The 25566-nt window shown below is 48.6% G+C and carries 17 protein-coding genes and 1 pseudogene; 3 read left to right on the top strand and 15 right to left on the bottom strand.

What is annotated here, in order from left to right; translation table 11 throughout:
* Positions 1 to 52: 52 nt before the first annotated feature.
* The 12 genes and pseudogenes from IXB50_RS14985 to IXB50_RS14930 form a co-directional block, all read right to left on the bottom strand.
* Positions 53 to 739, bottom strand: coding sequence for a hypothetical protein (locus IXB50_RS14985; protein WP_215609791.1), 687 nt, complete (start codon positions 737 to 739; stop codon positions 53 to 55).
* Between the two features lie 133 nt (positions 740 to 872).
* On the bottom strand, positions 873 to 1694 hold the full coding sequence (locus tag IXB50_RS14980) for a PP2C family serine/threonine-protein phosphatase (RefSeq protein ID WP_215609790.1): 822 nt from the start codon (positions 1692 to 1694) through the stop codon (positions 873 to 875).
* Positions 1695 to 1719: 25 nt separating this feature from the next.
* On the bottom strand, positions 1720 to 2376 hold the full coding sequence (locus tag IXB50_RS14975; protein ID WP_215609789.1) for a vWA domain-containing protein: 657 nt from the start codon (positions 2374 to 2376) through the stop codon (positions 1720 to 1722).
* Positions 2377 to 2704: 328 nt separating this feature from the next.
* Positions 2705 to 3007, bottom strand: a complete 303-nt coding sequence (locus IXB50_RS14970; protein ID WP_215609788.1) for a type I restriction-modification enzyme R subunit C-terminal domain-containing protein — start codon at positions 3005 to 3007, stop codon at positions 2705 to 2707.
* Positions 3008 to 3067: 60 nt separating this feature from the next.
* Positions 3068 to 3816: pseudogene (locus IXB50_RS22840) on the bottom strand (DEAD/DEAH box helicase family protein); the annotation flags it as partial.
* 416 nt (positions 3817 to 4232) lie between these two features.
* A complete protein-coding gene (locus IXB50_RS14960) occupies positions 4233 to 5651 on the bottom strand; it encodes an ATP-binding protein (protein WP_215609787.1) in 1419 nt (472 codons plus the stop codon).
* Entirely contained in the window at positions 5648 to 6757 is a 1110-nt protein-coding gene (locus tag IXB50_RS14955; protein ID WP_246564537.1) for a PDDEXK nuclease domain-containing protein, read from the bottom strand. The genes IXB50_RS14960 and IXB50_RS14955 overlap by 4 nt, the downstream gene beginning before the upstream one ends.
* Positions 6758 to 6940: 183 nt before the next feature.
* Positions 6941 to 9382, bottom strand: a complete 2442-nt coding sequence (locus IXB50_RS14950) for an acyl-CoA dehydrogenase (RefSeq protein ID WP_215609785.1) — start codon at positions 9380 to 9382, stop codon at positions 6941 to 6943.
* Between the two features lie 190 nt (positions 9383 to 9572).
* Positions 9573 to 10766, bottom strand: a complete 1194-nt coding sequence (locus IXB50_RS14945; protein ID WP_215609784.1) for an acetyl-CoA C-acyltransferase — start codon at positions 10764 to 10766, stop codon at positions 9573 to 9575.
* Positions 10767 to 10823: 57 nt separating this feature from the next.
* Positions 10824 to 13196, bottom strand: a complete 2373-nt coding sequence (locus IXB50_RS14940; protein ID WP_215609783.1) for a 3-hydroxyacyl-CoA dehydrogenase/enoyl-CoA hydratase family protein — start codon at positions 13194 to 13196, stop codon at positions 10824 to 10826.
* 163 nt (positions 13197 to 13359) lie between these two features.
* The gene (locus IXB50_RS14935) at positions 13360 to 15255 is read right to left on the bottom strand and encodes an AMP-dependent synthetase/ligase (RefSeq protein ID WP_215609782.1); all 1896 of its coding nucleotides are present in this window, start codon (positions 15253 to 15255) and stop codon (positions 13360 to 13362) included.
* Between the two features lie 731 nt (positions 15256 to 15986).
* Positions 15987 to 18425: an alpha/beta fold hydrolase gene (locus IXB50_RS14930; protein ID WP_215609781.1), complete on the bottom strand. Its 2439-nt coding sequence runs from the start codon at positions 18423 to 18425 to the stop codon at positions 15987 to 15989.
* A 416-nt stretch (positions 18426 to 18841) separates the two neighbouring features.
* Here IXB50_RS14930 and IXB50_RS14925 point away from each other — a divergent pair, with 416 nt between their 5' ends.
* Positions 18842 to 19228 (top strand): helix-turn-helix domain-containing protein, encoded by a 387-nt coding sequence (locus IXB50_RS14925; RefSeq protein WP_215609780.1) that lies wholly within the window; start codon positions 18842 to 18844, stop codon positions 19226 to 19228.
* On the opposite strand, the gene nblS is transcribed toward IXB50_RS14925, so the two are convergent.
* The 3 genes from nblS to IXB50_RS14910 all read right to left on the bottom strand — a co-directional run bounded on the left by nblS (position 19225) and on the right by IXB50_RS14910 (position 23841).
* Positions 19225 to 21243 (bottom strand): two-component system sensor histidine kinase NblS, encoded by a 2019-nt coding sequence (gene nblS / locus IXB50_RS14920; RefSeq protein ID WP_215609779.1) that lies wholly within the window; start codon positions 21241 to 21243, stop codon positions 19225 to 19227. The genes IXB50_RS14925 and nblS overlap by 4 nt on opposite strands.
* 181 nt (positions 21244 to 21424) lie before the next feature.
* Positions 21425 to 22705, bottom strand: coding sequence for a phosphoribosylamine--glycine ligase (gene purD / locus IXB50_RS14915; RefSeq protein ID WP_215609778.1), 1281 nt, complete (start codon positions 22703 to 22705; stop codon positions 21425 to 21427).
* 110 nt (positions 22706 to 22815) lie between these two features.
* Positions 22816 to 23841: an S-layer homology domain-containing protein gene (locus IXB50_RS14910; RefSeq protein ID WP_215609777.1), complete on the bottom strand. Its 1026-nt coding sequence runs from the start codon at positions 23839 to 23841 to the stop codon at positions 22816 to 22818.
* A gap of 92 nt (positions 23842 to 23933) precedes the next feature.
* Between IXB50_RS14910 and IXB50_RS14905 the strand changes: the two genes are divergently transcribed.
* Positions 23934 to 24863: a nucleoside hydrolase gene (locus IXB50_RS14905; RefSeq protein WP_215609776.1), complete on the top strand. Its 930-nt coding sequence runs from the start codon at positions 23934 to 23936 to the stop codon at positions 24861 to 24863.
* A gap of 107 nt (positions 24864 to 24970) precedes the next feature.
* Positions 24971 to 25558, top strand: coding sequence for a hypothetical protein (locus tag IXB50_RS14900; RefSeq protein ID WP_215609775.1), 588 nt, complete (start codon positions 24971 to 24973; stop codon positions 25556 to 25558).
* Positions 25559 to 25566 lie beyond the last annotated feature (8 nt).

Raw genomic sequence — 25566 nt, 5'->3', positions numbered from 1 at the left:
AAGCGACTCATGGCCACTACACTACCTGATCATCGCAATATTGACGAGAAATTCAGGGGACCCTGTGAATTAATACAAGCCGAAAGCGATCGTTTCCTTCTGTCTGGTCAAACTGAGCCAGATCCCGATCTAACAGCTCAGGCGGGGTAAAGCCCTCGGAGCCTACTAAACAGCGAAACACCCGGCCTGTTGCCGGATCACTTACCTGAAACGAGTCGGTATCGATGATCGAGGGCAGAGCCTGGTTATTGACCAAAATATTTTGCGGTTTAATATCGCCCAGCACATACCCCTTAGCATGAATGGCCTGGGTAATCGAGGCAATATTCATGGCCGTCACATGCAAATACAACCAGTTAAAGCCCGGTAAAACCTTGCGCCGCCGTTGGGGATTGTACACATCAAACAGCCCAATGCTATTAGCAATTTCAGGCATCACAAATCCGACCGACTTTCCCATAGCATCTTGTAACAGCGCCTTGGGCCAGGCAAAAGAAACATGATTGATAGACTCATTGGGATTGGTAGGTGGGTGGGCTATCATCACCTCCAGCTTGCGGATGCGCTCGTATGTAGGGTGGTAATAGAGCTTAGCGATATGCCCCGGCCAATCAGTATGCCAGACTTGACCTTCACCACTAGTGGCCAGCTGGTTGGTTAACTTCACCGACCGACTGTCACCCACACAGCCCAAAACCTGTCCCGCTGTGCCTGTGCTCTTAGTCATCTGGTTGATCATGGGGTCTCACCTGCAATCTGGCAAAAATATTGGATCAAATCATTGCAACACTGGCTCAAATAATTGCCCAACCGGATGCATCACCTAATTTTTTTAACAATGTCTGATACATAGGTAATATTTATTTGCTGACTCAGGCCTGATGATGATAACGGCACAATACTAGAGTCTTGTCGTCATCCGTTTTTTGATTTAAGCGCTCTGAAGTCAGAAAGCTCATCAGATAAGCGTCATCGGCCTCTGGGTTGGGGGTCTCCTCCAGATACTCCTCCAGGGGCTTAAAGAAAGGGGGGAAGGGGGCCCAGTCTCTCAGGCGCAGCGCAACTCGCTCAATGCCATCGGTGGCAGCAGCAATAAACCTGGGAGGGTGATCTACAGTTCTAATCTGCATAGTCGTCAGGGCATCGGCGGCAGTCACAAAGGTGGTTTGATTCGCAAACTCACCGCGATCGGGCTGAAACAATAAATGATACCCATCTTGAGATTGACCATAGCGCACCACCAAAAAGCCATCGCCAATCTGCATAGCCGCTATCCAGTCAGGGGTAGCCAAAAATGCCAACAATGTACAAGCCAGATCGTCCGGTTGCCAGCCCTGATCACTAGCCTGCTGGGTGATCTTAGCTTGAGATCTCACCACAGCCTTGGTAAATATCTTCTGGATTAATTCCTCAGATGGTGGCTTAGGCCAGTCCTGCCAGGAGCGTTGCCGCTTTTGCAGCCAGGCTTCGCTGGCGACTAAATACTTGAGGGTAGTGGTCACCGCTAATTTGGCACCCACCTCCGCATGGCGCGCACTACCGGCACCATCAGCGACCACTCCGACGATCACCCCATGGCGATCGCGCCTGGACCTTGGCGCAGCCACCGTCACCAACCCATAATCTTGACAAGGCTGGTGATGTTCTTGATGACGGGTGCCGATAGCCGATCTGGCAATTGCTTTCCATCCCACAGCAAGTTACCTCTAAACAGCCTCTTCAAGTAGTAATTTGTCCCCATTCCACCGGGGGCAGAGCTAGGGCCTCACCCACTTTACTACTCGACACCCGTTTCATGGACGCACTCAACCAGACAAACATCGGACTAAAGTCCAGCCCCTTGAGCAATAAGGGAGGGCGCTCTGATGGAGCAATCTGTCTGAGTGTCTTCATATCGGCCCCTTCCACCCCAACAGCAAAGAAACAAAACTTGCGGGCGGCCTCACCAACTCGAATTTTCTCCGCAGCGGCTTTCCAGTCATCGGTAGGGGCCCCATCGGTAATCAGAAAAATCCAGGGTCGATAGTACTGAATCCCGCTTTCTTTATAAACTTCTTTACGGCTTGCTAGCATCGACAGAGCATAGTTGATGGCTTCGCCAATGGGGGTAAGACCATCGGCCACTAGCTCGGGTAAGGTGAGTTGATCGATAGTGACAAAGTCCTGCACCAGTCGAACTGGACCAAAGGCCACAATCGCAACTTCCACGCTCAGGGCAGCTTTACTATCCTTCAGAATATCTTGCTTAAATACCTCCACACCGCGACTTAGTTCTTGTATCGGCTCCCCTGACATCGAGGTGGAAGTATCAAGCAACAAAATCACCGGGCACCGGTTTTCAGGGTTTTCAACGAATTCAGGTAATCCTACAGGCATTTTATTTCTCCCCTCGATTCACGGATAGTATTCACCAGGTTACTGTTCCAATCAGAAAGGGTAACAATTTTTATAGATTATGATTATGTGAACAAGTGCTACATTATGTTGCTCTATCTCTGATTTTTTCATCAATGTTTTGAGCAATTGATTCTGGTGCTAGTAATCAGGCCCCTTTACGATTCAGTTATTGTTATCTCTTCTTCTATATATTCTCTTCCGATCCGCTGACAGAAACAAATGCTGCTGCCGCCAATTGGCTACGACAACAATTACAAGCATAATCAAGAAATTAATTCTCTATTCTCTCTGATTGATCCTCCAATATTTAAGCCAATTGATCTTGCTCGTAGAGATATTGCTGGAAATCCACAAATACCTGGCTGTTCTCACCTACACTACCTAGTTCTGCAACAGCATCACGGATGGCACTATACTTCAACTCTAACAGCTGAGGAAGTTTTCCTCGATCTAATTCACCAACGCCTTCTTTAAGGTATTGATCTAATACAAAATCTAGAAACTCTTGTTGTTTGTCGGAGTATTGGGAAATGATTCGTACTCTCTTATCAGCAACTCTCTTCTGGCGGCTAATGGGAGCAGTGGTGTAAGCAATGTACGCTAAAACCATTATACAGAGCACTTTTCTCTGCATCGATCAAGCGACTAATTTCTAACAGCTCTGCATCGCCATAGTGTTGCGCCAGCTGCTTTCGTCCCTGGCTCCACCTCGGTGGCATTCGTCGATGATGATGACGTCAAAGAAGTCGGGGGGATAATCGCCAAAGTTTGGGGTGGGGTTACCGTCGGCGTCCTGGCCTGCCATAAAGGTTGGGAAAATGGTGAAGAAGACACTGCCGTTTTTGGGGACGCGATCGCGCTTCTTAATAATCGCTGGATCGATTAGCACCAGAGCATCTTCAGGAAAAGCGGAGAAGGCGTTATAGGCTTGATTGGCCAGGATATTACGGTCGGCTAAGAATAGAATGCGGAGGCGACGGCTGGGCTGGCGGCTCAGATTCCAGCGGCTTTTGAAAAGTTTCCAGGTAAGTTGGAATGCGACAAAGGTTTTTCCGGTGCCGGTAGCCATGGTGAGCAGGATGCGGTCCTGGCCTTGGGCGATGGCTTCGAGGACACGTTTGATGGCGATATGTTGGTAATAGCGGGCTTCCCAGGTGCCGCTACGGTCTTCGAAGGGGATGTCGGCAAAGCGATCGCGCTATTCATTTTCTTGTTCGAAGGTGGCGGTCCATAGGTCTGCAGGGCTAGGGTATTGGTCGATGTAGGTTTCGGTCCCGGTGCACATGTCGATTTGGTAAATGCCGTCGCCATTGGTGGAGATGACTTCACGGCGAATGTGGCTACCTGCGACGATGCCCCAGCCTGCGGCGCGGAGGGCGCGGGGTCAATAAGTTCGGCGCGGGTTTCGGCTTCGTTCATGCAGGCTCGCTTTTGCTTGATTACGTCCGCAGTGAGGACGCAATTGACTGCAATAAATTTTGCTCAGTAGGAGAGGGAAGCAGGACTATATTAGCTTTATTTGCTTTGAAGCACTTTTTATATTGATATATAAGGGGTTCAGACTTTACTGGCCGATAGTCTAGATTTGCTTTGAAGCACTTTTGGGTTTGATTTCTAGTAAGCGTCCCCTGAGCGGAGTCGAAGGGGATGTTGGCTAACTCCAAAGGAGACGCTTCGCGAACGACTTCGCTCAGCCAACGATATCTTTCACGATTTATAGGGGGTTTAGAATTTAAGGGTTTACTATACAGATTTGCTTTTAAGCACTTTTTGGCTTGATTTATAGGGGTTTCAGAGGTTAGGAGCTTGCTGTCCAGATTTGCTTTTAAGCACTCCTATGCCCAATAGGGCAGGTAGCGAGCATAACGAGTAGACGTCGACCCTGTATCGTCTAGTTTGATCAATCCTGCATCCTTGGTAGCACCAATTACTTGAGAAACGAGCGCGTTCTTCGTTTCATTCAAGCGAAAGCGCTCACGTAAGGTCTGGTTAGACATGCGTTGATTGCTCAAGTACATCAGAACGCAATGTTGATAGCACGCTCGAATTTTGTCCAGTTTGCCCATATCAGCAAAATCTTGATAGGCAAAGAGAACTGCTGTAGTTCGAATTTCACCAACTCGGAAATCAGGGGCAGGCAGCTGAAAGACCTCTGCCGCTGTAATGACTTTGTCAATGCCGCTGCCTTTTTCCTCACAGATGCCAAATCGACGCATGATATCGGCGAGCTGTTCGTTACGGGAGCGATACTCATCAATAAAGCGTTCAACTTGGATGGGAGGAATGCCAGGATTTGAGATTTCGATTCGATCACTGTACATCTCGATCATGACCGAACTGCCCGTTGCTGAGAAGTCTTGATGGATCAAGGCATTGGCAATCAGTTCGCGTAGTGCTTGTTTGGGAAACATTTTCACTTCTTCTCGCACAACTTCTTCGATAAAACGGTTTTGTGGAGCAGATGTATGGACAAATTCCACTAATCCTTCAAAACCTACGGCATAGCCGCGATGTCCGACAATTTCATCACGGGTCTGCAGCTTGTTAATGCCTTCATAAATCACAAAACGAGGTGCTTTGCGGGCTAATGCTGGTGAAAAAGCATCGAGCTTCTTGGCTAGGAGAACGGCTGCTAAGTTTGTGATTGTCCAGCCACCAGTAGATTGAACAATAAAGCCTTCACTTTGCAGACGATTCAGTACGGCATCACGGGTTGTGGGATAGGGTATGTCTAACAGGTCAAAATAGGTTTGGGTATCGAGTAAAGCAATGACGTCGTCCGGGCTAGCATCTGCACAAGCTGCTTGCGAAAACCAATCTTGCTGATCTTCGGCAAAAATACGTTTGAGCAGATCTGGTGTCATAGGCACTAGATCTTCGCCTGCTCGCATGAGATAGGCTCCATCGAAGGCGATGGGTTGTCCCATGGGTCGGGGTGGTACTTCGAAGATCAGAACTCGACCATCAGGGTGGACTAATTCTGTGGTTTCTACGCGAAACCTAAGTTTCTGAACAATAAGTGCTTTGATGCTATTGAGTGCAGATTGTGAGGAAAATGCCTGAGAACTGACAACTTGGCGTGGAGGGTTATTGGTAACGCCCAACACTAAATGACCACCGCCTTCGTTGGCTAGGGCGACACAGTAACGCAGGAGTCTAGTGGTATCAAATTGCTGTTTGGCTTCTTTGAATTCAAGCTGTTCGGTTTCTGCTGGGGCCAGTAGCCATTGATTGAGGATTTCTAGGGTGATCATGCGGCCATGACCTCCTTAGTGGTTTTTGTTGCTTGGGTAAGGATATCTGTGGTGAGTGCGCCTGTGAAGGCTTTTTGGAGGATGGATTGTTTGAGTTCGTTGAGAGCAACGAGTTTTTTATGATAGATAGTTTCGAGGCGTTGGGTTTCGAATACAAATGCATCCAGTTTTTTAACAATCGATTGTTGTATAGAAATTTCTGGAAGAGCTACAGGCAGATTCTGCACAATTCCCTTATTAATTTTCTTCATTGTAGGATTAGCTCCATTCGCACTGTTGGTAATTAATTCTCGAAACGCACGAGTACGAAAGTGCCAATAGATAAACTCCATCTTGCCCTTATGCTCAGGCTTAAAATCCCCAATTTTCAACTCAATCGCCACTAAACACCGCAACCGCCGATGAAACAACAGCAAGTCAATAAAATACTCCTGCCCACCCACCTCGAACCGATACTGGTTACCAATAAACGCAAACGCTCCACCCAGCTCAGACAAAAAAGCCCGCAGGTTCCGCACCAACGCCAGCTCTAACTCCCGCTCCGAATGCTCATCCGCCAGTTCCAGAAAGTCAAACGTATAGTTATCTTTGACCGCCAAAGCGGCCTGAGCCTTGATATCATCTGGCACCGTAGCATCAAAATTCGTCTGATTTAGCAGATACTTCTCATAGCTCTTATTATCCACCTGATGCTGCAGCACCGCCTTGGTCCAGCCATAGCGAGCCGTTGCCCGCAGGTAAAACTCCCGCTCTAGATCATCCTTGCAACGACTGAAAATCATCAGGTTTTTCGTCCAGCTAATTTCTGCAACCAGCGGTTGCAGATTTGGCCGATCAGCATAGGAATTATAGAACTCCCGCATATTCCAAAGATTTCGGGCCGAAAACCCATTGCGCCCCGGAAACTCAGCCTGTAAATCCTGTGCTAACGTTTCCACCACTGACTTCCCCCAACCCAGAGCCTGCTGCTTCTGATGGATCAGCTCCCCAATTTCCCAATACAGCTCCACCAGCTCACGGTTTACACTCCGTAGCACCTGCAAATGCCGCTCACGAATGCGCTGCTTCACCTCATGCAAAAAGCTGCCATAGTCCTGGGGCGTCATCTCACTCACAACAGTCTTCCAATCCCCGTCTTCCGCAGAAAATCAATCGTTTTGCCGACACATGGTGCACATCTCCCACAGTAAAAATCCCCGGAACTCCCCTTATCTAAACCACAAATAGAAACTTGCTCTGGTAGTCCAACAACTCCCAGAGCAAGTACATCATAACTAATTCAAACCGTCCTACTCAGCCCCAGTAATCTCTTCCTCAATATATTCCTTCCCAATCCGTTGATACTCTGCCAACGTAAACGAATCAACCTGAATCGCATCTAGTTGCGCCTTCTCTGCAGTTGCCGCCAGGTCAGATTCTGCGCCTGTAATCACCCCAGCCCGCAAGGCCGCTTCCACTCGACCCACAGGCGGCACAATATTCAACTTCCCATTACGAAACGCAGCCTTAATCTTCTTAAACACCGGCATCGCTACGATAGATAGCTGATACGCACGCTCCAGCCGTCCCAATGCCTGTTCCGCATCCGTCGGCACATGCAACCCTGCCGTCAGATGGACCCGACCATCCGGCGTTTGCAACAAACGAGCCACCTCATGACCCTGAACATCCGTCGGCACCACACCAATCGGATTCAACCGGAACCAGGGTAGGGTGGCATGCCGCAACAACCATCCCAAAACAGGAACATCAAAGTTCAACAACAAGCCTTCCAAAGCTCCCTGCACCTGGCTCAAACTGTGATTCATCGCCCAGTGAACTAGGGGCAAATCCTCCTCCCGACGCCCCTCTGCCTCAAACCGCCTCAGCGTCGACGTTGCCAGATACATCCAGGACAGCATGTCCGCAAAGCGCCCGGTGATTTTCTCATGGCGCTTCAGACGACCACCATAGGTGAGCATCGCCAAATCCGACAGAGCTGCAAACGTCGCAGAGGCCCAGGCCAGTTTCTGATAATAGCGAGCTGTTTCTCCACGTACCGGCACTTTCGCCAACCGACCATGGGTCCAACCCAAAACCTTCGCACGGGAGAGATTGCGCAGAATCAGTCCCACATGTCGCCAAAACGCATGGTCAAAGGCTTCAATATTGTTATCTTCTAACGCAGCAATTTCATCCACAATATAGCCATGGCAGCGGATTGCTCCCTGGCCATAGATAATCAAACTGCGGGTGAGAATATTCGCCCCTTCAACGGTAATGGGAATAGGTGTTGCTGTGTAAATATTCGCCAACAGATTCCGAGGACCACGACATATACCAGCCCCGCCGAGAATATCCATGCCGTCATTAATAATTTGACGGGACAGCTCGGTAAATTGATACTTGGCAATGGCGGACACCACTGCAGGCTGTTCCCCCTGATCAACGGCTCCACAGGTATACAAACGCGCTGCATCCATCAGATAGGTGAGACCACCAATGCGTGCCAGGGGTTCTTCCACACCTTCAAATTTGCCGATAGATAAGCCAAACTGCTCTCGCACAACACTGTAGGCACTGGTTACACGAGAGACTAGTTTTGCTACACCAGTCGCAGTAGCTGGGAAGCTGACGCCACGACCAGCCGCAAGGCTTTGCATCAGCATAGTCCAACCCTCTCCAGCTCGTTCTACACCGCCAATAATCTGACTAGCAGACAGAACCACATTTCGACCCGCTATAGGAGAGTTATAGAAGGGCACACCCATAGGATCGTGACGGCGACCGAGTTGAACACCGGGGATATCGGCAGGTACAAGCACACAGGTGATGCCCACATCTGTACCCTTGCCCAGGTAATTGTCAGGGTCATGGAGGCGTACGGCTAGACCGATAAGCGTTGCGATCGCACCCAACGTAATATAGCGCTTCTGCCAATTTAACCTGAGATACAGCTCACCGTCCTTACCCTTAAACACCGTCCCACTGGACTGCAAACTCGCCGCATCCGAACCCGCTGTCGGTTCCGTCAGAGCAAAGCAAGGCATCTCCTCACCAGTCGCCAGCTTAGGCAGATAGCGCTGCTTTTGCTCGGCAGTCCCATAGCGCAGCAATAACTTGGCTGGCCCTAAGGAGTTCGTCACCCCCACCGTGGCCGTATGGGTAAAGGAGCGCGATGCTAGCTTAGTCATCACCGCACTGTAGGCCGTATTCGAAAAACCCCGACCGCCATACTCAGACGGAATCATCATGCCAAAAAAGCGTTCCTGCCGCAGATAGGCCCACACATCTGGGGGCAGATCCTTACGCTGATGAATCTCCCAGTCCGTGGCCATACGACACACCTGTTCCACCGGACCATCTACAAAGGTTTGCTCATCCTGGGTCAGGATGGGGTAGGGCTCTGCCAAAATCCGCTTAAAGTTAGGCTTACCGGAAAACAGCTCACCATCCACCCAAACGGTACCTGCCTCGATGGCCGCCCGCTCTGTGTCTGAAATGGCTGGCAACAAGTTGAACCACTGAATTGTCTTAACAATGGGAGCCGTAATCACCACCTGGCGAATAAACGGCACATTGAAAACAAATGCGATCAGGCCAAATAGTCCCCATAGCCAAATAGGGGCCTGGATTACACCCAACACCAAGGCTCCATAGGCAAACCAAGCCATCATCGGAACATTAACGTAGGCTAAAGCGACAAATAATCCAAAGAACCCAAGTATCAAACCAACGGTCAAGAGAGCCATAATATCTACCCCTTTGGTCACAACTGGACTAGGGCATGTAAAGTGTTGTTTTTAGAATCTCTTGGTGATTAGCAGCCTTAGTATTAAGGAGCATCAAGGAGAATCTTTAATCTTCTTAAAGACAGCTAACGTTAGATAACTGTTTTACGTCCTTTGATAAGCCTAGTCTCGTTATGTCACTCTGCATGAATTAGAGCAACAAATTTTCAAACACACCGGCAGCCCCCATACCGCCCCCAACGCACATGGTGACCATGCCGTAACGGATTCGGCGTCGTTTCATCTCATGGAGCAATGTGGCGGTCAGTTTGGCTCCACTACAGCCGAGGGGATGTCCAAGTGCGATCGCACCCCCATTCACATTGACAATATCCTGGTTGAATCCGAGCTTACGCATCACCGCCAGACTTTGGGCAGCAAACGCTTCATTCAGCTCAATTAACCCAATATCATCCAGACTCAGCCCCACCTGCTTGAGCACTTTAGGCACCGCTTCCACAGGACCAATCCCCATAATCTGAGGTGGCACACCAGCTACGGCAAAGCCGAGTAAGCGGGCCATGGGAGTCAGGTTTAGCTCCCGCACCATAGCTTCGCCCATGAGAATGGTGGCCGCCGCCCCGTCTGACATTTGGGAGGAGTTGCCAGCAGTCACGCTACCGCCTCGCCGGAAGACGGGGGGCAGCGCAGCTAAGGCTTCCAAACTGGTATCAGCCCTGGGGCCTTCATCTATCTGGAATCGGGTTTCATGGGTCTGGGTATCACCATCTTTGTAAACGGTATCGGTGACGGTGAGGGGAATGATTTCGTCGGTGAAGTGACCATTTTTGATGGCATTGAGGGCGTTGTGGTGCGATCGCAACGCAAACGTATCTTGATCCACCCGCGAAATGTCAAACTGCTCCGCCACATTCTCCGCTGTGAGTCCCATGGAGGTATACACCTGGGGCATCTCTGCCATCATCCCTGGGTTAGGACTCCACCGATCCCCCCCCATCGGGATCAAACTCATCGACTCCACTCCCCCAGCCACCATCACATCCGCCTGACCTAGGCTAACCGCCTGGTGAGCCATAGCAATCGTTTGTAAACCAGACGAACATAGCCGATTCACCGTCATCCCTGGCACCGAAGATGGCAACCCAGCCCGATGGGCAATCACCCGTCCCAGGTTATACCCCTGCTCCGCCTCCGGCATGGCACAACCCATAATCACATCTTCAATATGATCCAGGCTCAACCCAGGTAACCGCTCCATCGCCCCCCGGACAACCACAGCCCCCATGTCGTCAGGCCGCATATGACGTAGCATCCCTCGCGGCGCTTTGCCAACAGCTGTCCGCACACTCGCAACAATATAAGCACTTTGGTAGGTATTTCGCATAATGTTCTCCTTGCATACGCAAAACAGAGGGTGGGCAATGCGCACCCGTTTTCAGGATCAATTCCGCAACGGTTTCTTGGTTTTCAACAAATGCATGATTCTCTCTTGTGTCTTCTGTTGTTGCAACAACGGCAAGAACACCTCCTGCTCTAACCGCAACAAATACTCCTCTGACACTCTTGACGGAGCCGTCAAATCCCCCCCCGTCATCACATAGGCCAACCGTCCAGCCAGGAATCGATCATATTCACTCGCAAAGCCTCCCTGCTGCATGGTATAAGCCATATGGTCAAGCACCGCCCGCCCCTGTTGTCCCAATACCCAAAAACTGTCACGGGCAGGTGGTCGATAACCAACCCGGTCTAAACATAGCACCTCTTCCTTAGCCACATACAACCGCTGATCATTATTCATCACAACATGAGTATGGGCAGGCAAAAAGCCTAACTCCATCGCCTCATAGGCACTACCAGCGACCGTTGCCGTCGCCACTGTCTGAAAGGCATTATTCAAAAAGGGCTGAATATGTTGAGCCATTCCACTCAAAGCCTTTTGAGCCGCTAATTTTGCCATACGAGTCGTCCCTGTTGCACCAGGAATCAACCCTACACTCAATTCCACCAACCCAATGTAACTCTCAGCAGCAGCCACCACATGGGGACAGGCCATGACTAACTCACACCCCCCTCCTAAAGCTCGCCCTTGCACCGCCGCCACAATCGGTTTATGGAAGTAACGAATACGCTGCAACAGCGTTTGGAACTTCACCAATAAATCAGCAATTAACTGCCAGTTACCAGTCTGAGCTGCCGTCCCCATCTCGACCAGGTTGGCACCACCACAGAAATGATCGCTGCCGTTACCAATCACCAAGCCTCGATACTGATCGGTTTGAGTCAATATATCGAGCACTGTTTGCAGCCCATCTACGACGGTGGTACTCAGCGTATTGCCCTTAGAACGAAACTCATATAGAACAACACCATCCCCCATATCAAACAATGCTGCTTCTGGATTCTCCCAAATCTTGTTATTCGCAGTTTTTATTAGAGGCACATGAATTTCGTCATCAGCCTGTTCTACGATTTGTTCTCCCATGGGTCCAAGCACAGACTCAGCCATCAGCAAATTACTAGGAACACCATGCTGACTACGGTAAAAATGCCCTTCCCCTGTAGCCGCCATCTCGCTAATCCACTCAGGTACTGTTAAATTAGCAGCCTGCATATCGTAAAGCACCTGATGGAAACCAATGGCATCCCACATTTCAAAGGGTCCAAGCTGCCAGCCAAACCCCCAACGCATAGCCCGATCAACATCTACAGGGCTATCAGCAATTTCTGGTAAACGGCAAGCACTGTAGCTCAATAAAGCCAAAGTAGTCTGGCGAAAAAATTCACCTGCTCTATCAGGCAATTTGTATAACATCCGCAGGCGGTCTATTAGCTTAGGCAACTGTACAATATTTTCTAGTCCAGGTAAGTCAAGCCTTCGAGGCACTTCATAGACAAAAGTTTTAGGATTCACCGAGAGAATCTCTTTACCCACCTTCTTATAAAATCCTTGCCCCGCTTTAGCCCCTCGTGAGCCCGTCTCTACTAGGCTCCTGAGCAACTGAGGCAATTTGAACATCTGCCGTTGCTCGTCCTGGGGAATGGCCGGATAGATATTCTCTGCCACATGTAGTAACGTATCTAAACCCACTAAATCCGCTGTTCTAAACGTAGCTGATTTTGGATGACCGACTAATGTCCCTGTGAGCATATCAATTTCTTCAATGGAATAACCATCATTAGTGAGCGCATGAACTCCTAAAAAAGTGGCAAACAAACCGATGCGATTTGCAATAAAATTAGGCGTATCTTTAGCAACCACTACCCCCTTACCTAAATAGTTACGACCAAACCATGCCATACGTTTGATAACGTTGGGATCAGTCTCTGTCATGGGAATAAGTTCCAACAGCTTCAGATAACGAGGAGGATTAAAGAAGTGAGTCCCCAAAAATCGCCGTCGAAAGTCTACGGAGCGCCCCTCGGCAATCTGAGCAATAGGTAAACCACTTGTATTTGTAGAAATCACAGCATCTGGACGCACTACTTGTTCCAAACGAGTCATCAACTGTTGCTTAATGTCCAATCGCTCAACCACAGCCTCAATCACCCAATCCACCCGACTTAAGCGAGCAAAATGCTCATGATAGTTACCTAGCTCAATCCGGTGGGCCATCTCAGGCGTGAACAAAATGGGTGGCGACAATTTCTTTGCCTTCTTAAAAGCACCGGCTACCACCGAATTTTTATTGCCCTCAGAAGCAGGCAAATCCATCAGTAGCACCTGCAAACCCGCATTTGCTAAATGAGCCGCAATCTGAGTTCCCATAATGCCAGCACCAAGAACAGCAGCTGTTTTGAAAGGAATAAAAGCCATAATGGATCTCCTTTAGGAACGGGAAAAACAATGGAGGATACTATCGAGAGTAGAGGGGCAGGGGAGAGGGGCAGGGGAGAGGAGGAGAGGAGGAGAATAGAGGTATCACCGCAGCTCGTAAGTTGGGTTACGCTCACCAAACCTCAACTCCTCCTCCCAAAAATCAAGCAATATTGGCCGAACGATCATGGTGAAACAACACCCTCAAACGCTCCCATATCCGCCACCTATGATGAAACTTCCTGGGTGACGAATTCTGTGCATTTGCCTCACGATATAGTTCATCAATCTCCTGGGCATACAACCGATAGAGACGCTCGCGCCTAACTCCAGTAACACTCTTGGACTCCACCAGCACAAAGCGCTTAATCATTGACCAATGAGACAAATGAGTATTCACTTGATCAATGAGAGTTTGGCATTGCCTAATTCGATCATTCTTCTCATCACTTCCATCTACCACAGGCACAATCAAAACACCACAAAACTTCTGTCCAGGCCCCACTAGCAAAGCCTGCTGCACCAAAGGCGACCGCTCCAACTGTTTCTCAATCGGACCTGGAGCAACATACTTACCTGTCGACAACTTAAACAAGCCCTTCTTACAACCACGAAGCGTCAGCAGCCCATCAACTGAAAACTCTCCTAAATCCCCCGTATGGAACCAACCATCGGCGTCAATCACTGCATCCGTCGCCGCCGGATTGTGATGATAGCCCTCCATGGTATAGACACTTTTCACCAATACCTCACCATCGGCGGCCAGACGCATTTCCACCCCTGGAATCGGTGCTCCCACCGTGCCTGATCGCAGCCAGCGATCGCGCGTATAACTGAGCACAGAACTCGTTTCCGTGAGACCATAGCCCTGCCTGACCGGAATCCCAAGAGCATTAAAAAAGGTCATCACCTCAGGACGAAGGGCTGCACCACCAGAGAGTAAATAACGAATATTCCCACCAAAAGCTTGATGTAAATTTCGAAACACACCCTGACCTAACACCCAACGCTGTAGTCGATACCAACGCCAATTTTCACAGCTGGCTTGATAAAGGTGAGCCCAATGCCATCCCCAACTCAGCCAGAGATGCTGCCAGCCAGAAGACTGCTGCCGCACACTGTTAATCCGCTCATACACTTTCTCTAGTAGACGCGGTACAGTAATAAAAATAGTGGGCTTAACCATGGCTAAATGTCGAAAAACCCGTTTAGGCGAAGAGAAATAAATGTCATGACCAAACCCAAAGTGGCCGTAAAGAAACGTTCTCGCAAAAATATGATTCAACGGTAGAAACGACAGGGCAACTTCTGAGCCTCCCGGCACCAAGCCAGGCATACTAGTAAAGGCAGCCCAAATATTCCCTGTCAAGCTCCTATGACTCAGCATTGCGCCTTTAGCAACGCCAGTAGCATCAGCTGTATAAACAATCGTCGCTAAAGCATCTGGATAAATAGCATCCTTTAAATCCTGAATCACCTCTGGAGCATGATGACGGCAGCCCTGGCAACGAAGATTTTCCAATGTTGTAATGACCTTATCTTGAGCCCATGACTCAACCCAATCAGGGGTAAGAGACTGATCCACAACAACAATCAGCCTCACCTGATGAAGAGAGTCACAGACATGCTTTAAAGTGCTCCAGTTAGACACCACTAAGGCACACACATCAGAATCTTTAACAATCCAGCTAATGGCATCGACAGACTGACCACCATCAATGGGTACAGTCACCCACCCAGCAAGGAGGCTACCCATATCGGCCAAAGCCCAGTAAATATCATTATCTAGCAACAGGCCAATCCGCCTCGATCCAAGAGAACTCGCAGAACCATTGACCTCCTGAGCTCTTAACCCCAAGGCAAACTCTTCTGTAGCAGTTCGAAACTCTTGATAAGAGTACTTCACCCAACCATGGGAAGACCAGTGGTGTAGAGCCGGAGAATCACTATAGGCACAGCCCATATCCAACAAATCAGGAATTGTATAATGAAGATTTACTGAGCCTTGTGCTGCTGGAGCAACATACAATGCACAGCAGTGACGACATTGATCAACCATTAACTTTAGAGAGAAATATATCTCTCCCCTTAAATACGTTAGGGCTATGCTCAAGCACAAACAATCGCCCAAAAGGCTCTATAAACCTGCCCAAAATAAGAGGAGCGGATAAGGACAGGCCTTCGAGCCATAAAATCTAGACTTTAATTAAAAACAGTCACAAAAACATAATCTACACACAGTCAAGCGCCTCCTACTCAGAAAAGCACATGATGCCGTTACTGATTTAGAGGATAAATCGATCTGTTAGAAATGCTATATAGCAGAAGTTTACAGATGAAACTATGCCAAGAATCAGTAGCGTCTACATGAAACAGGCTTAAAAGCAAAGCCCATCAAACCATGAAGTCAACAACCACTTACTAGACTATGGGCACAAAAAACCAGGCAAAACGACAAAAAACAGCCTAACAAATAGTAACTTCACAGCCACTCTTCCAGCTAATCAACTAAGCAATAGAACAGTCAGAAATTAAGTATCTGCAGAGTAGCTTAGCTGGGGGTAGTTGTATTCTCGAATACATCCATTATAGTGGGATCGCCTATTAGCCAGGAGTTCTCTTAATATGGCTGTAATATTCGTAGTCAATAAACAGCTTCACTGAGTACCATCGATCAAAAATAATATATTTACTAACCCACTATTCTTGATCACTCTATATTGTCTTGACAGATATTTTTACCTCCTATTTAGAGGTATCGCTATGATCACTATTCCCCCGCATAAAATATCAATTGCTATTGATATTGTCCCTCAACCAAGCATTAACATCAGTCATGATTTCCGCCTGATTACTCTCGTTATATAACTCATGATAAGCTCCGCTATAACCAATAAATTTCTTCTGACCTAGGGGTAAATTTTCGAAAAATTTGTGACTCACAGCATGGTCGGCAACCTGATCAGCAGTCCCATGCAACATTAGAATAGGTAGTGTTAAATGGGATTGCTCGGCATAGAGTGATTGCACCGTTTTAAGAAATTCTGTTGCTAAGCGGGCTGTCCCCTTTTGGTGCCGGAGCGCATCATGGGCATAGGCAAGGACCACCGATCGATCTCGCGATGGCAAAATATGCTTAAGTCCTAAGGATAGAGAAAACCGGGGCCAACCGAGGGATAATGCCCGACCAATCTTTAATCGCAAATCAGTCCTAGCATGCGTGCCCAAAGGCAGTGATGCTGCCACAATACCCGCAATTGCTGGATAAGCTGGCTGACTCGGTTCTGACGCATTAAGTTCGACATTATGGAAGCCCCCATGAAGAACATAGTCCAGTGCAATAATGCCACCCAAGCTATGGCTCAGCAAAACGCAAGGCACTGTCGGGTGTTGCTTTTGGACCATAGCAGCAAAGTAAGCTAAGTCATGGCGATAGTCTGCCCAGCGATTAATATAGCCACGTTGCCCTGGCGATCGTCCGTGGCCTCGCAGATCATAGCCGTAGAGAGCATAGCCCTCTGGAATCAAGGCTTTGACAACATTCTGAAATAGACCGCTGTGCCCCCCTAACCCGTGCACTAAAATAATGGTCGCCTTGACAGTGGATGTGGGCAACCAGCTTTGGTAATAAAGGCTTAATCCATCAGCAGCTGTAAACATGCCATCTTGATGCTGAACAGTAATAGTGTGCCATTTCAGTCGAGCCAGCCGCTGTTGAAAGTTATCCAAAACCGGATGTAGCGCATGATTAGATTTCGCACTGATCAGGGTCAAATCATAGGGTAATTGGCTAATAGTCTGTGCATAGGCAGAGAAGCCTCCAGACGTAGAAGCTGCTGCATGTAAATACTGGTCAAAGAACAACACACTCAGTCCGCATAGATAACTATCAATAATCGGTGGAGATAATTTTAGACTGGGTAAATCTGTCTGTCTTGTCAATTGCAGCGTAGATAATAATGTCCGCATATCATGGACATGGGATTTTCCTCGAATCACGGCTAAAAAGCGTTCTTGGCTAGCAATTTTAGGAAACAGCTGCATGGGTTCTAATGCCATGGGTGCGGTTTTATCGCTACTGCCAGTCGCAATGACCGTCGGGATAGTCACTGCAGCTAATCCATCAGGTCCAAACAGACCGCTACCAATGGGGTCCACTGTAAAAATAGCGTGAATTCGTGAATCGTATAGCGGAGTCACCTGAGGTGGCAACGAGAGAGCACGACATTGCAGCAGCAATGAGACATTCAAACTGTCTGAGAGTCGCTCACAACGTTGGGCCAAACCTTCAAAGTCAATGGTGGCACCAGCTAAGGCTAAGGCTGTATAACCACCAAATGACTCCCCTAGAATCCCAACTTCGGTTAAATTGAGCTGATCATTATAGTCACGCGTATTTAACCGTTCTAACTTATCTAATAGGGCACTAATGTCACGGGGACGATCCAGGAACTCCTGGAGAGAGAAAATTTCGTCTACAGTGCCTGATAACAAATTATGAACTTGATGGGTATCACTACCTGGATGCTGAGGGACCGCCACCAGATACCCATGGGACACCAGATGCTTGGCATAGTGATCCACGGTCTGGGGATTAGCCGCTAAACCATGGGAAATAACCACAACAGGCACAGGTGCTGATATTTCTCCCAGGGGTTCGTAAAGAAAAACCTGAAAGGGTTGAGCCGATCTGCGCTGAAGATGCAACACCCTTTGGCGAATTCCCCAAGGCCCTGGAAGGCGAGGATCGACACGAGGAACAACTTGATCTACAGCTTCCTCCTGCATCAGCGCAGTCAGCAAACTCATTAATTCATCAGTTGTATGCAATAGCAGATCTATTTGCTGCGCTGTTGCTAATAAACGGTCAGTCCGTAAGTTACCCGCTATCTGATATAACAAACTCATAATCGAGAGCTGATCAGCTCCCGTAATTTTTTTCACAAGAGCTTGCCGACCAGCCACATCATTAGGCAACTCAATTAGCTGCTCTAGCCTTTGTAATAAGAGCTCACCAATATCAGTCCGCAGCAATCGTTGTAAGGTCTGGGCATCTAGTCTGACTTGGGTTTGCAAAACCTCACGGCAGTGGGTTTGAGCCCTTGTATCTTGACCATTGAGATATAGTTCACAGGTCTTCCGAGCAAGCTGAGGCAACTGTCTTCGCTGCCACAGGTGAGCCACTCGCTGCTGCAACACATGTTGAACGGTAGAGGAAAAAAAGGTCATAGGGAACCTCACAGACAAGAATACTTGCCCGCTCCTCTCCTAGGTTGATCATGCCGCAAATAAACCTAAATCCAGCCAAAACGATAGGGACTTTAATATAGTGTGGCTACATTAACTAGACATATATGGCCTCTAACAATGTCATGTTTTGTTCACATCATGTACGTATTTTTTGACCATGCATCCGGTTATGAGCAAACGCTTTGAATGAGACTGATCATCCGATGAAACATCCGCAAAATCAGACTACAAGCCGTTTGTCAATCAACCAAAGGGTGTAAATACGACTTAGCTATGGTGACTGGTCCCGTTTGAGCACGTCAGCTTTATGGCTGAAAACAGCACGCTGAACGCTTGCTTCATGAAAGTGGAATCCATAAACTACAAACAGGTGTGTTGTATCTAAATGTTACTGAATGAGCGTTTTTCCAAATACCATAGGTGCTTCTCATACAAGCGAAGAATATTGTGAGCAGCTGGTCACTGTAGGCCATTATTTAAAGACCATCCGAACACGACAAGGGTTATCACTCCAGCAAGTGGCTCAACAGACTCATATTCAACCCAATCAGCTACGAGCGATAGAAGCTGGAAACTGGATGAAGTTACCAGAAGCAATCTACGTAAAAGGTTTCTTGAAAAAGTACGCTCAATCACTAGGGCTAGATGGTAAAGCTATTGCAGATAAAGTCTGGGTAAAACCTGCAGCATTCAATCCACAATGGCTCAATAAGTCAGACTTTTGTGCCCGTGAGCCAGTAGCTGGACCATCCCTCAGGACTTGGTGGGCTATAAAAGCTTAAGCTGACTCCTTTGGCATAGTTTGAGCACCCACTGGCGAAATCGTATTCTCTGCTGCTGCCTCATCGACAGAAATTTCTGCCACATCAGACTCAGGCACCGCAGTAGACTCAACTGCAACAGACTCATAAACTGATAAATCAAACCAAAATGTAGTGCCGACACCAACTTCACTGACTAGACACATTTGACTGTTGTGCTTGTCAATAATATTTTTCACAATCGATAGGCCTAAACCGGTACCTTCTAACGTGTGCACGCGGTTTTCAACTCGATAAAAGCGATCAAAGATTGCGTCTTGATCTTCAGGGGCAATCCCAATACCTGTGTCTGAAATTTCAATGCGAACATTGCCTGCAAAGTCTGGGTGGTCCCCTGCCGAGGGAGCTCGATAGGCACGAATGGCCACACAGCCTCCTGCCAAGGAAAATTTCAGACCATTACCCACCAAATTACCAAATACCTGCAGCATCAAATCGTAGTTACCTACGACTGGGGGTAATCCCTCTTCAATATCTTGAATCAGCTCAATGCCTTTATCTTTTGCATTGAGCTGGTAGGTACGCAAAATTTGCTCAATGGGTTGATGAATATCCAATGCGGAGAACTGATAACGTCGATTCGACTCCAATCGGGAGAGATCCAACACATCGTTGACTAGGCGTGTGAGGCGATCAGTCTCATTATTAGCTGTTTCCAAAAACTCTTGGCGTTCCCGTTCTGACAAATCGTCGCCATACTCATACAGGGTTTCAATAAACGATTTGATATTAAATAATGGTGTCCGAAGCTCGTGGGAAATATTGCTAATGAACTGACTTTTGGCAGCATTAAGAGCGACTTCTCGAGTAATATCTTGAACCGTCAGAGCAATCCCTTTGACAGTTTCACCTGACTGGTCCAATACCGAGTTCAGTAATAGACGAATGGTGCGGCTGGTTGGTTCGATCAGGGTAATGCGAAACTCTTGACTGTCAGATGAATCTCCCTTTGCAGCCTGATAGAGAGGGCGAGTCATTTGGACCCTCACCTCCGTGGGCAAATGTTGCAATACATTACCTTCGGGGGGTAGCTTGGCATCCCAACCAAAAATACGACTTGCAGCAGTATTTGCCAACACCACTTCCATATTGGCATCAATCAAAATCGCGCCATCGGCAATGGTAGAAACAAGACGCTCTAGTTTGGCCTTCTCTGCCGTCAGCTCTTCAATATTTTGTTCCTCATAGCGCTCTAAACGCTCTGCCATATAGTTAAAGCTCTGGATCAGTTCACCCAGCTCATCACCACCACGAGATAAGTCAATGCGCTGCTTAAAGTTACCGGCAGCAATATTTTTCACCCCGGTCAAAAGTTCTTTAATCGGTTGCGTAATGGTGAGGGCATTGAATACTGCCCCTAAAATAACCATCACCCAAATACACACAAATACAGCAATAGTGACATCACGGGTTAGATGAGAAGAAGCCACAACCGTAGGATTCGGGTTAATCCCTAAGGCCAAAACACCGAGATAATTACCTTTAGATTTTAAAGGGACAAAGACATCCGTCACTTCGCCCGCTGGTGTCAGGTGTTGTCGTATCATCGGTAGGTCAACACTCTTCACATAGTTCTCAGGCAGCTGCATGCGGCGGCTCAGGGTGAGAGAACTTTTGACAGCCGAATCAGAGTAAGGAATTCCAAAAAAGATATAGCCCTCTTGATTGGCGTAGAGCATGTAACGAATACTCGACGTACTCTCCATAAAACGTCGAGAAAATAGAGCCAGCTCATCCAACTGCTGTGACTCTACCAGGGGTGCCGTATTTGCGGCTAATAGCAACCCTAAATCACGACCAAAGCGGGTGTCATTCAGACGAGCATCCAGTTGTATTGTATTGACTGCCCAAAACGTCAGGCTGCTCATAATCAGAGAAACAACCAGCGTTGCCGCCGCCATTAAACGAGTCTGGAGGGTAAAGTCTTTCCACCAGTCTGCGATTAGTGTGCGAATTTTTTGAAACAGTTCAACCATTCAACCTAGATAGACCTCTCAAAGCTATTGTGACATGAATCCCACAATGGGCAATGGAGTCGATTAGAGGTCACAGCGAACAAGCAGGTGCAGAGAGTTCTAAGTTATGAACCTTGCATGCTGTCTATCAATTAGGGCAACAGTATATACAATCAACCACTCAAAGCTAAGCATGCAAAATTCAAAATTGCGCTCTAACTCTATGCCCAATATCCTTACGGTAATAGGCATTTTCAAACTGAATGGCGTCAACTCCACGGTAAGCATTTGCGATCGCATCTTCAAACCCTGCCCCCAAAGCTGTCACCCCTAACACCCGACCGCCAGTGGACTTCACCACACCTTTTTCCAGCTGTGTCCCAGCATGAAATACCATAGCTCCGGTATTGGTAGCGACATCCACCCCCTTAATCACCATACCCTTGGGATATTTGCCAGGATAACCCTCAGCCGCCATCACCACACAGGCCGCATAACCTGACTTCCACTCAAACGGAGGTAATGTATCCAGACGCTGCTCACAACAAGCCAGCATGATTTTATCCAAGGGTGTATCCAACAAGGGCAACACCACCTGAGTCTCAGGATCGCCAAAGCGACAGTTAAACTCAATCACCTTCGGTTCACCGTCGGGTGTAATCATCAGCCCAGCATAGATCACCCCCCGATAGTCGATACCCCGTTTTCGTAAGGTTTGAACCGTTGGCTCTAACACGTCGGTTTGGATCCGGTCCAATAGCTCTGGAGGCAATACCGGCGTTGGAGCATAGGCTCCCATCCCACCTGTATTGGGACCAGTATCGCCTTCCCCCACTTGCTTATGGTCTTGGGCAGGCATCAGGGGACGAATGGTAATACCGTCGGTGACTGCCAGCACAGAGGCCTCCTGCCCGGTGAGAAATTCTTCAATCACGACCTGACTACCCGCAGCACCAAACTGCCCACCAAAAATAGCTGCGATCGCTTCCTTAGCTTCCTCCAGGGTCATGGCAACGGTCACCCCCTTACCAGCCGCCAAACCATCAGCCTTAATAACAATCGGAGCCCCTTGCTCTTCTACATAGGCAGTCGCAGCCTCACCGTTATCAAAGACAGCGCTCGCCGCTGTTGGGATACTGGCTTCCTGCATCAGGGCCTTAGCCCAAGCTTTACTGGACTCTAACTGCGCTCCGGCTTGATCGGGACCAAAGACCGTAATCCCTTCAGCCCTTAACCCATCAGCCACACCGTCCGCCAAGGGCTGCTCTGGGCCAATCGCGACCAGCCCCATATTCTGAACTAGGGCAAACCTAGCAATGCCTTCTACATCGTCAACAGACATGGCCAAGTTACTACATCCCGGCAGGGTAGCTGTGCCCCCATTTCCTGGAATGCACACCACCGCAGTCACGTTAGGTGACTGTAACAATGTCCATGCCATAGCGTGCTCGCGCCCACCACTACCAATCACAATGGCCTTCACAGTGTTCTAATTCCTGACAAAATTAAGGGGCTTCATTTTCCCATGTCATGGGTGCATTAGGGAAAAGTTGTAATGTTCTATAGGCAATAGCTATTTGAATCAATAGCCATTTATTCATTCGTTTCTTGGGTTGTATCTGCTTTATTATCGTCGCTTTTATCACCATCAGATGCTAATAACTCAGCGGCTGTAATCCCCTCTGTACTGTTACCAAAGCGCCAGAGCACAGCTGCGGCTTCGGCTCGGGTAACGCCCTTCTCAGGTTGAAATAATGTAGTATAGCCCAGAGCTCTGCGGATATTGGCAAACTCCCCATTACCATGATCGGCTAAGACAGCTTTGAGGGCAGCAGGTTCAATTTTTCCAGCATCCTGAAATCCCCAAGCTTCGATCACAGCCTTCCCTGTGGCATCTGGCAAAGTTGAGCGAGTGTCAAGGGGAACTTTCCATAGGATCAGATCCTTACGAGTTAAAGGAGCATCCGGTCGAAACTTCACAGCTGTAGAACTGCCATTTAAAGAACTGGGAATAATCCCGGCCTCCGCTAGACCCTGAATCGCCGAAAAATCAATATTGGTCACCCCAACATCCTGGAACGCGGGCTTACTACTTTCTACTGCTGGACGAATTTTTTTGGCACGCTGATCGCTATAGAAATGATTATTCACCGCTATCAACCAACGGGCATATTCCCGACGAGTAATAATTTCATTTGGCAAAAACTCGTTGGGGTTACGTTCGACATTATCATCCGCTTTAACATCGATCAGCATCAATACATCCAGTAGAACCAAGTCCTCGATATATTGCTGCAGCTCCTCAGGTGCTTCGCCAATATCGGTATAGCTCGCTTGGGTAAATGTAGGAGTGGCAAGTTCCTCGGCCTCCAGGGATTCTGTTTCGTTCGTAGCTTCTGGCTCATCGGCAACTGACGTGCTAGAAGACGTGGCCGTAGAAGCCACGTCTGGCGTACTGGCCGTTTTGCTATTGGCCGTTTCCTCATCCAATAACCGTGGATCGGGCTCTAGATTTTTTTCCAGAGATGTCCCCCAGGGGCTGCCTTCGCAACTGGCCAGCATCAAGCACAGAATAAAACTGAAGGATTTGACGACATGCTGACGAGGAGGGTACTGCATTCAACTACGTCCTATCAAAGCTGCGTTACCACGCTAGCGTATATGATCAAAGACGCCCCAGGCTAGGCAGTACGTTTCCCTGAGTTCAGTCTATGGCTCGTCCACTGATTATTGACTGTGATCCTGGTGTGGATGATGCGATCGCACTTCTGCTTGCCCTAGCTCATCCCACCGAGCTAAATATTCTTGGCATCACCACCGTCGCAGGCAACGTGCCCCTAGACTACACCAGCCAAAACGCCCTCAAAATATGTGCTTTAGCAAATGCGGATATCCCTGTTTATGCAGGCTGTCCCCGGCCCATACTCCGGGAGTTATCCACCGCAGCTGATATTCACGGAGCCACTGGTCTACAAGGCACCGCACTCCCTGAGCCAGCGCAGCCACTAATGGTGCAACATGCTGTTGCATTTTTAATCGACACCCTGCAACAAGCCACTGAACCGATCACGCTGGCCACCCTCGGTCCCTTAACCAACATCGCCGTTGCCCTCATCCAAGCTCCTCAAATCGCCGATAAAATTGACACCATTATCGCCATGGGCGGTGCCATCACCCATGGCAATATGACCCCTGCCGCCGAATTCAACATCTACGTTGACCCCCATGCGGCCCAGGTCGTATTTGCATCAGGCATTCCCATCAAACTAATTACCCTCGATACCACCCATCAAGTCCTGACCACTGCTAAGCATTTAGAAGCATTTAGACATCTCAACACCCCTGTTGGCACTGCCGCCGCCAACCTGCTTGCCCACTACGGTGCCCCAGACAAAGAACGCTACGGCATGGATGGCGCTCCACTTCACGACCCTTGTGTCATCGCCTATCTCCTCAAACCAGAGCTATTTACCTTTAAACCCACCTACACCACCATCGAAACCACCAGCCCAGCCAATCTTGGGCGAACTATTATCGACTGGTGGAACCGCACCGGCAAGACACCCAACGTAGACGTAGCAGCATCCGTGCATACTCCAGGTATATACGACCTATTAACCGAGTCGTTAGCCACCCTGTAACCCCCACTCACCAATCACCATTTCCCCCAATCCTTGAGCAAGTCCGCTACTTTACTGCACAGGCCAACAACGATTGCTAAAATGCCATCAAGCCGCCTGGTAGAGTAATGACCTACACCACCCAGCAACTTATCGACATCCTCGATCAAGAACTCAAAGCCGCCTGGCGTGGAGAACGAGTATTATTATCAACCGATGATCGCTTAGCAAATCCAGTAGTTTCTAAAGCTATTGGGGCAGATAAACTCAGCAAAGTCTTTGCCTTTAAAGACTTTCGCGATCAAATCCATCAGTACCAACGAGAACATAATGTTTCGGGCCTTGTCTGGCATCCCTGCAGCTTTAAAGGCCAGACCATTCGACTCCCCGAAGTGCATCCGGATCTCACTGCCATACCTGCAGACAAAGCTACGCTCGCTGCCGCCAAATCAAGCATTATCCAATTCTGGCATGATTCCATCGCAGGATTACGACTGTGGGCAGCAGGACACGATCCTGTGGAACTAGATGCTGCCACCGTTGAAGCCTATATAAAAGAAACAGAATGGGCTGATATCAGTGCCACTCGTACCGAGTTATACCTAGGTCTATGCTGGGGCAACCCCAAAGATTGCTACTGCGGCTGGGCTTATCCAGAATCAGGCTGTCATCGTATTATTGCCGCCGCCGCCGAGCCTAGTGCAATCAAGGTATAGACAAAGCA

This window comes from Leptothoe spongobia TAU-MAC 1115 (assembly GCF_018739885.1).
Classification (GTDB): Bacteria; Cyanobacteriota; Cyanobacteriia; order Phormidesmidales; family Phormidesmidaceae; genus Leptothoe; species Leptothoe spongobia.
Note: the sequence above shows the minus strand (reverse complement) of the source record. Positions and strands in the feature narration are given on the sequence as shown.

What these genes read in the sequence shown, in the direction of transcription:
- IXB50_RS14950 (WP_215609785.1), bottom strand. Translation starts at nt 9,382, where the DNA reads ATGGCTCTCTTGACCGTTGGTTTGATACTTGGGTTCTTTGGATTATTT.
- IXB50_RS14910 (WP_215609777.1), bottom strand. Translation starts at nt 23,841, where the DNA reads ATGCAGTACCCTCCTCGTCAGCATGTCGTCAAATCCTTCAGTTTTATT.
- IXB50_RS14930 (WP_215609781.1), bottom strand. Translation starts at nt 18,425, where the DNA reads ATGACCTTTTTTTCCTCTACCGTTCAACATGTGTTGCAGCAGCGAGTG.
- IXB50_RS14900 (WP_215609775.1), top strand. Translation starts at nt 24,971, where the DNA reads ATGACCTACACCACCCAGCAACTTATCGACATCCTCGATCAAGAACTC.
- IXB50_RS14940 (WP_215609783.1), bottom strand. Translation starts at nt 13,196, where the DNA reads ATGGCTTTTATTCCTTTCAAAACAGCTGCTGTTCTTGGTGCTGGCATT.
- IXB50_RS14925 (WP_215609780.1), top strand. Translation starts at nt 18,842, where the DNA reads ATGAGCGTTTTTCCAAATACCATAGGTGCTTCTCATACAAGCGAAGAA.
- IXB50_RS14970 (WP_215609788.1), bottom strand. Translation starts at nt 3,007, where the DNA reads ATGGTTTTAGCGTACATTGCTTACACCACTGCTCCCATTAGCCGCCAG.
- IXB50_RS14975 (WP_215609789.1), bottom strand. Translation starts at nt 2,376, where the DNA reads ATGCCTGTAGGATTACCTGAATTCGTTGAAAACCCTGAAAACCGGTGC.
- IXB50_RS14960 (WP_215609787.1), bottom strand. Translation starts at nt 5,651, where the DNA reads ATGATCACCCTAGAAATCCTCAATCAATGGCTACTGGCCCCAGCAGAA.
- IXB50_RS14955 (WP_246564537.1), bottom strand. Translation starts at nt 6,757, where the DNA reads ATGACGCCCCAGGACTATGGCAGCTTTTTGCATGAGGTGAAGCAGCGC.
- IXB50_RS14945 (WP_215609784.1), bottom strand. Translation starts at nt 10,766, where the DNA reads ATGCGAAATACCTACCAAAGTGCTTATATTGTTGCGAGTGTGCGGACA.
- IXB50_RS14935 (WP_215609782.1), bottom strand. Translation starts at nt 15,255, where the DNA reads ATGGTTGATCAATGTCGTCACTGCTGTGCATTGTATGTTGCTCCAGCA.
- IXB50_RS14905 (WP_215609776.1), top strand. Translation starts at nt 23,934, where the DNA reads ATGGCTCGTCCACTGATTATTGACTGTGATCCTGGTGTGGATGATGCG.
- nblS (WP_215609779.1), bottom strand. Translation starts at nt 21,243, where the DNA reads ATGGTTGAACTGTTTCAAAAAATTCGCACACTAATCGCAGACTGGTGG.
- IXB50_RS14985 (WP_215609791.1), bottom strand. Translation starts at nt 739, where the DNA reads ATGATCAACCAGATGACTAAGAGCACAGGCACAGCGGGACAGGTTTTG.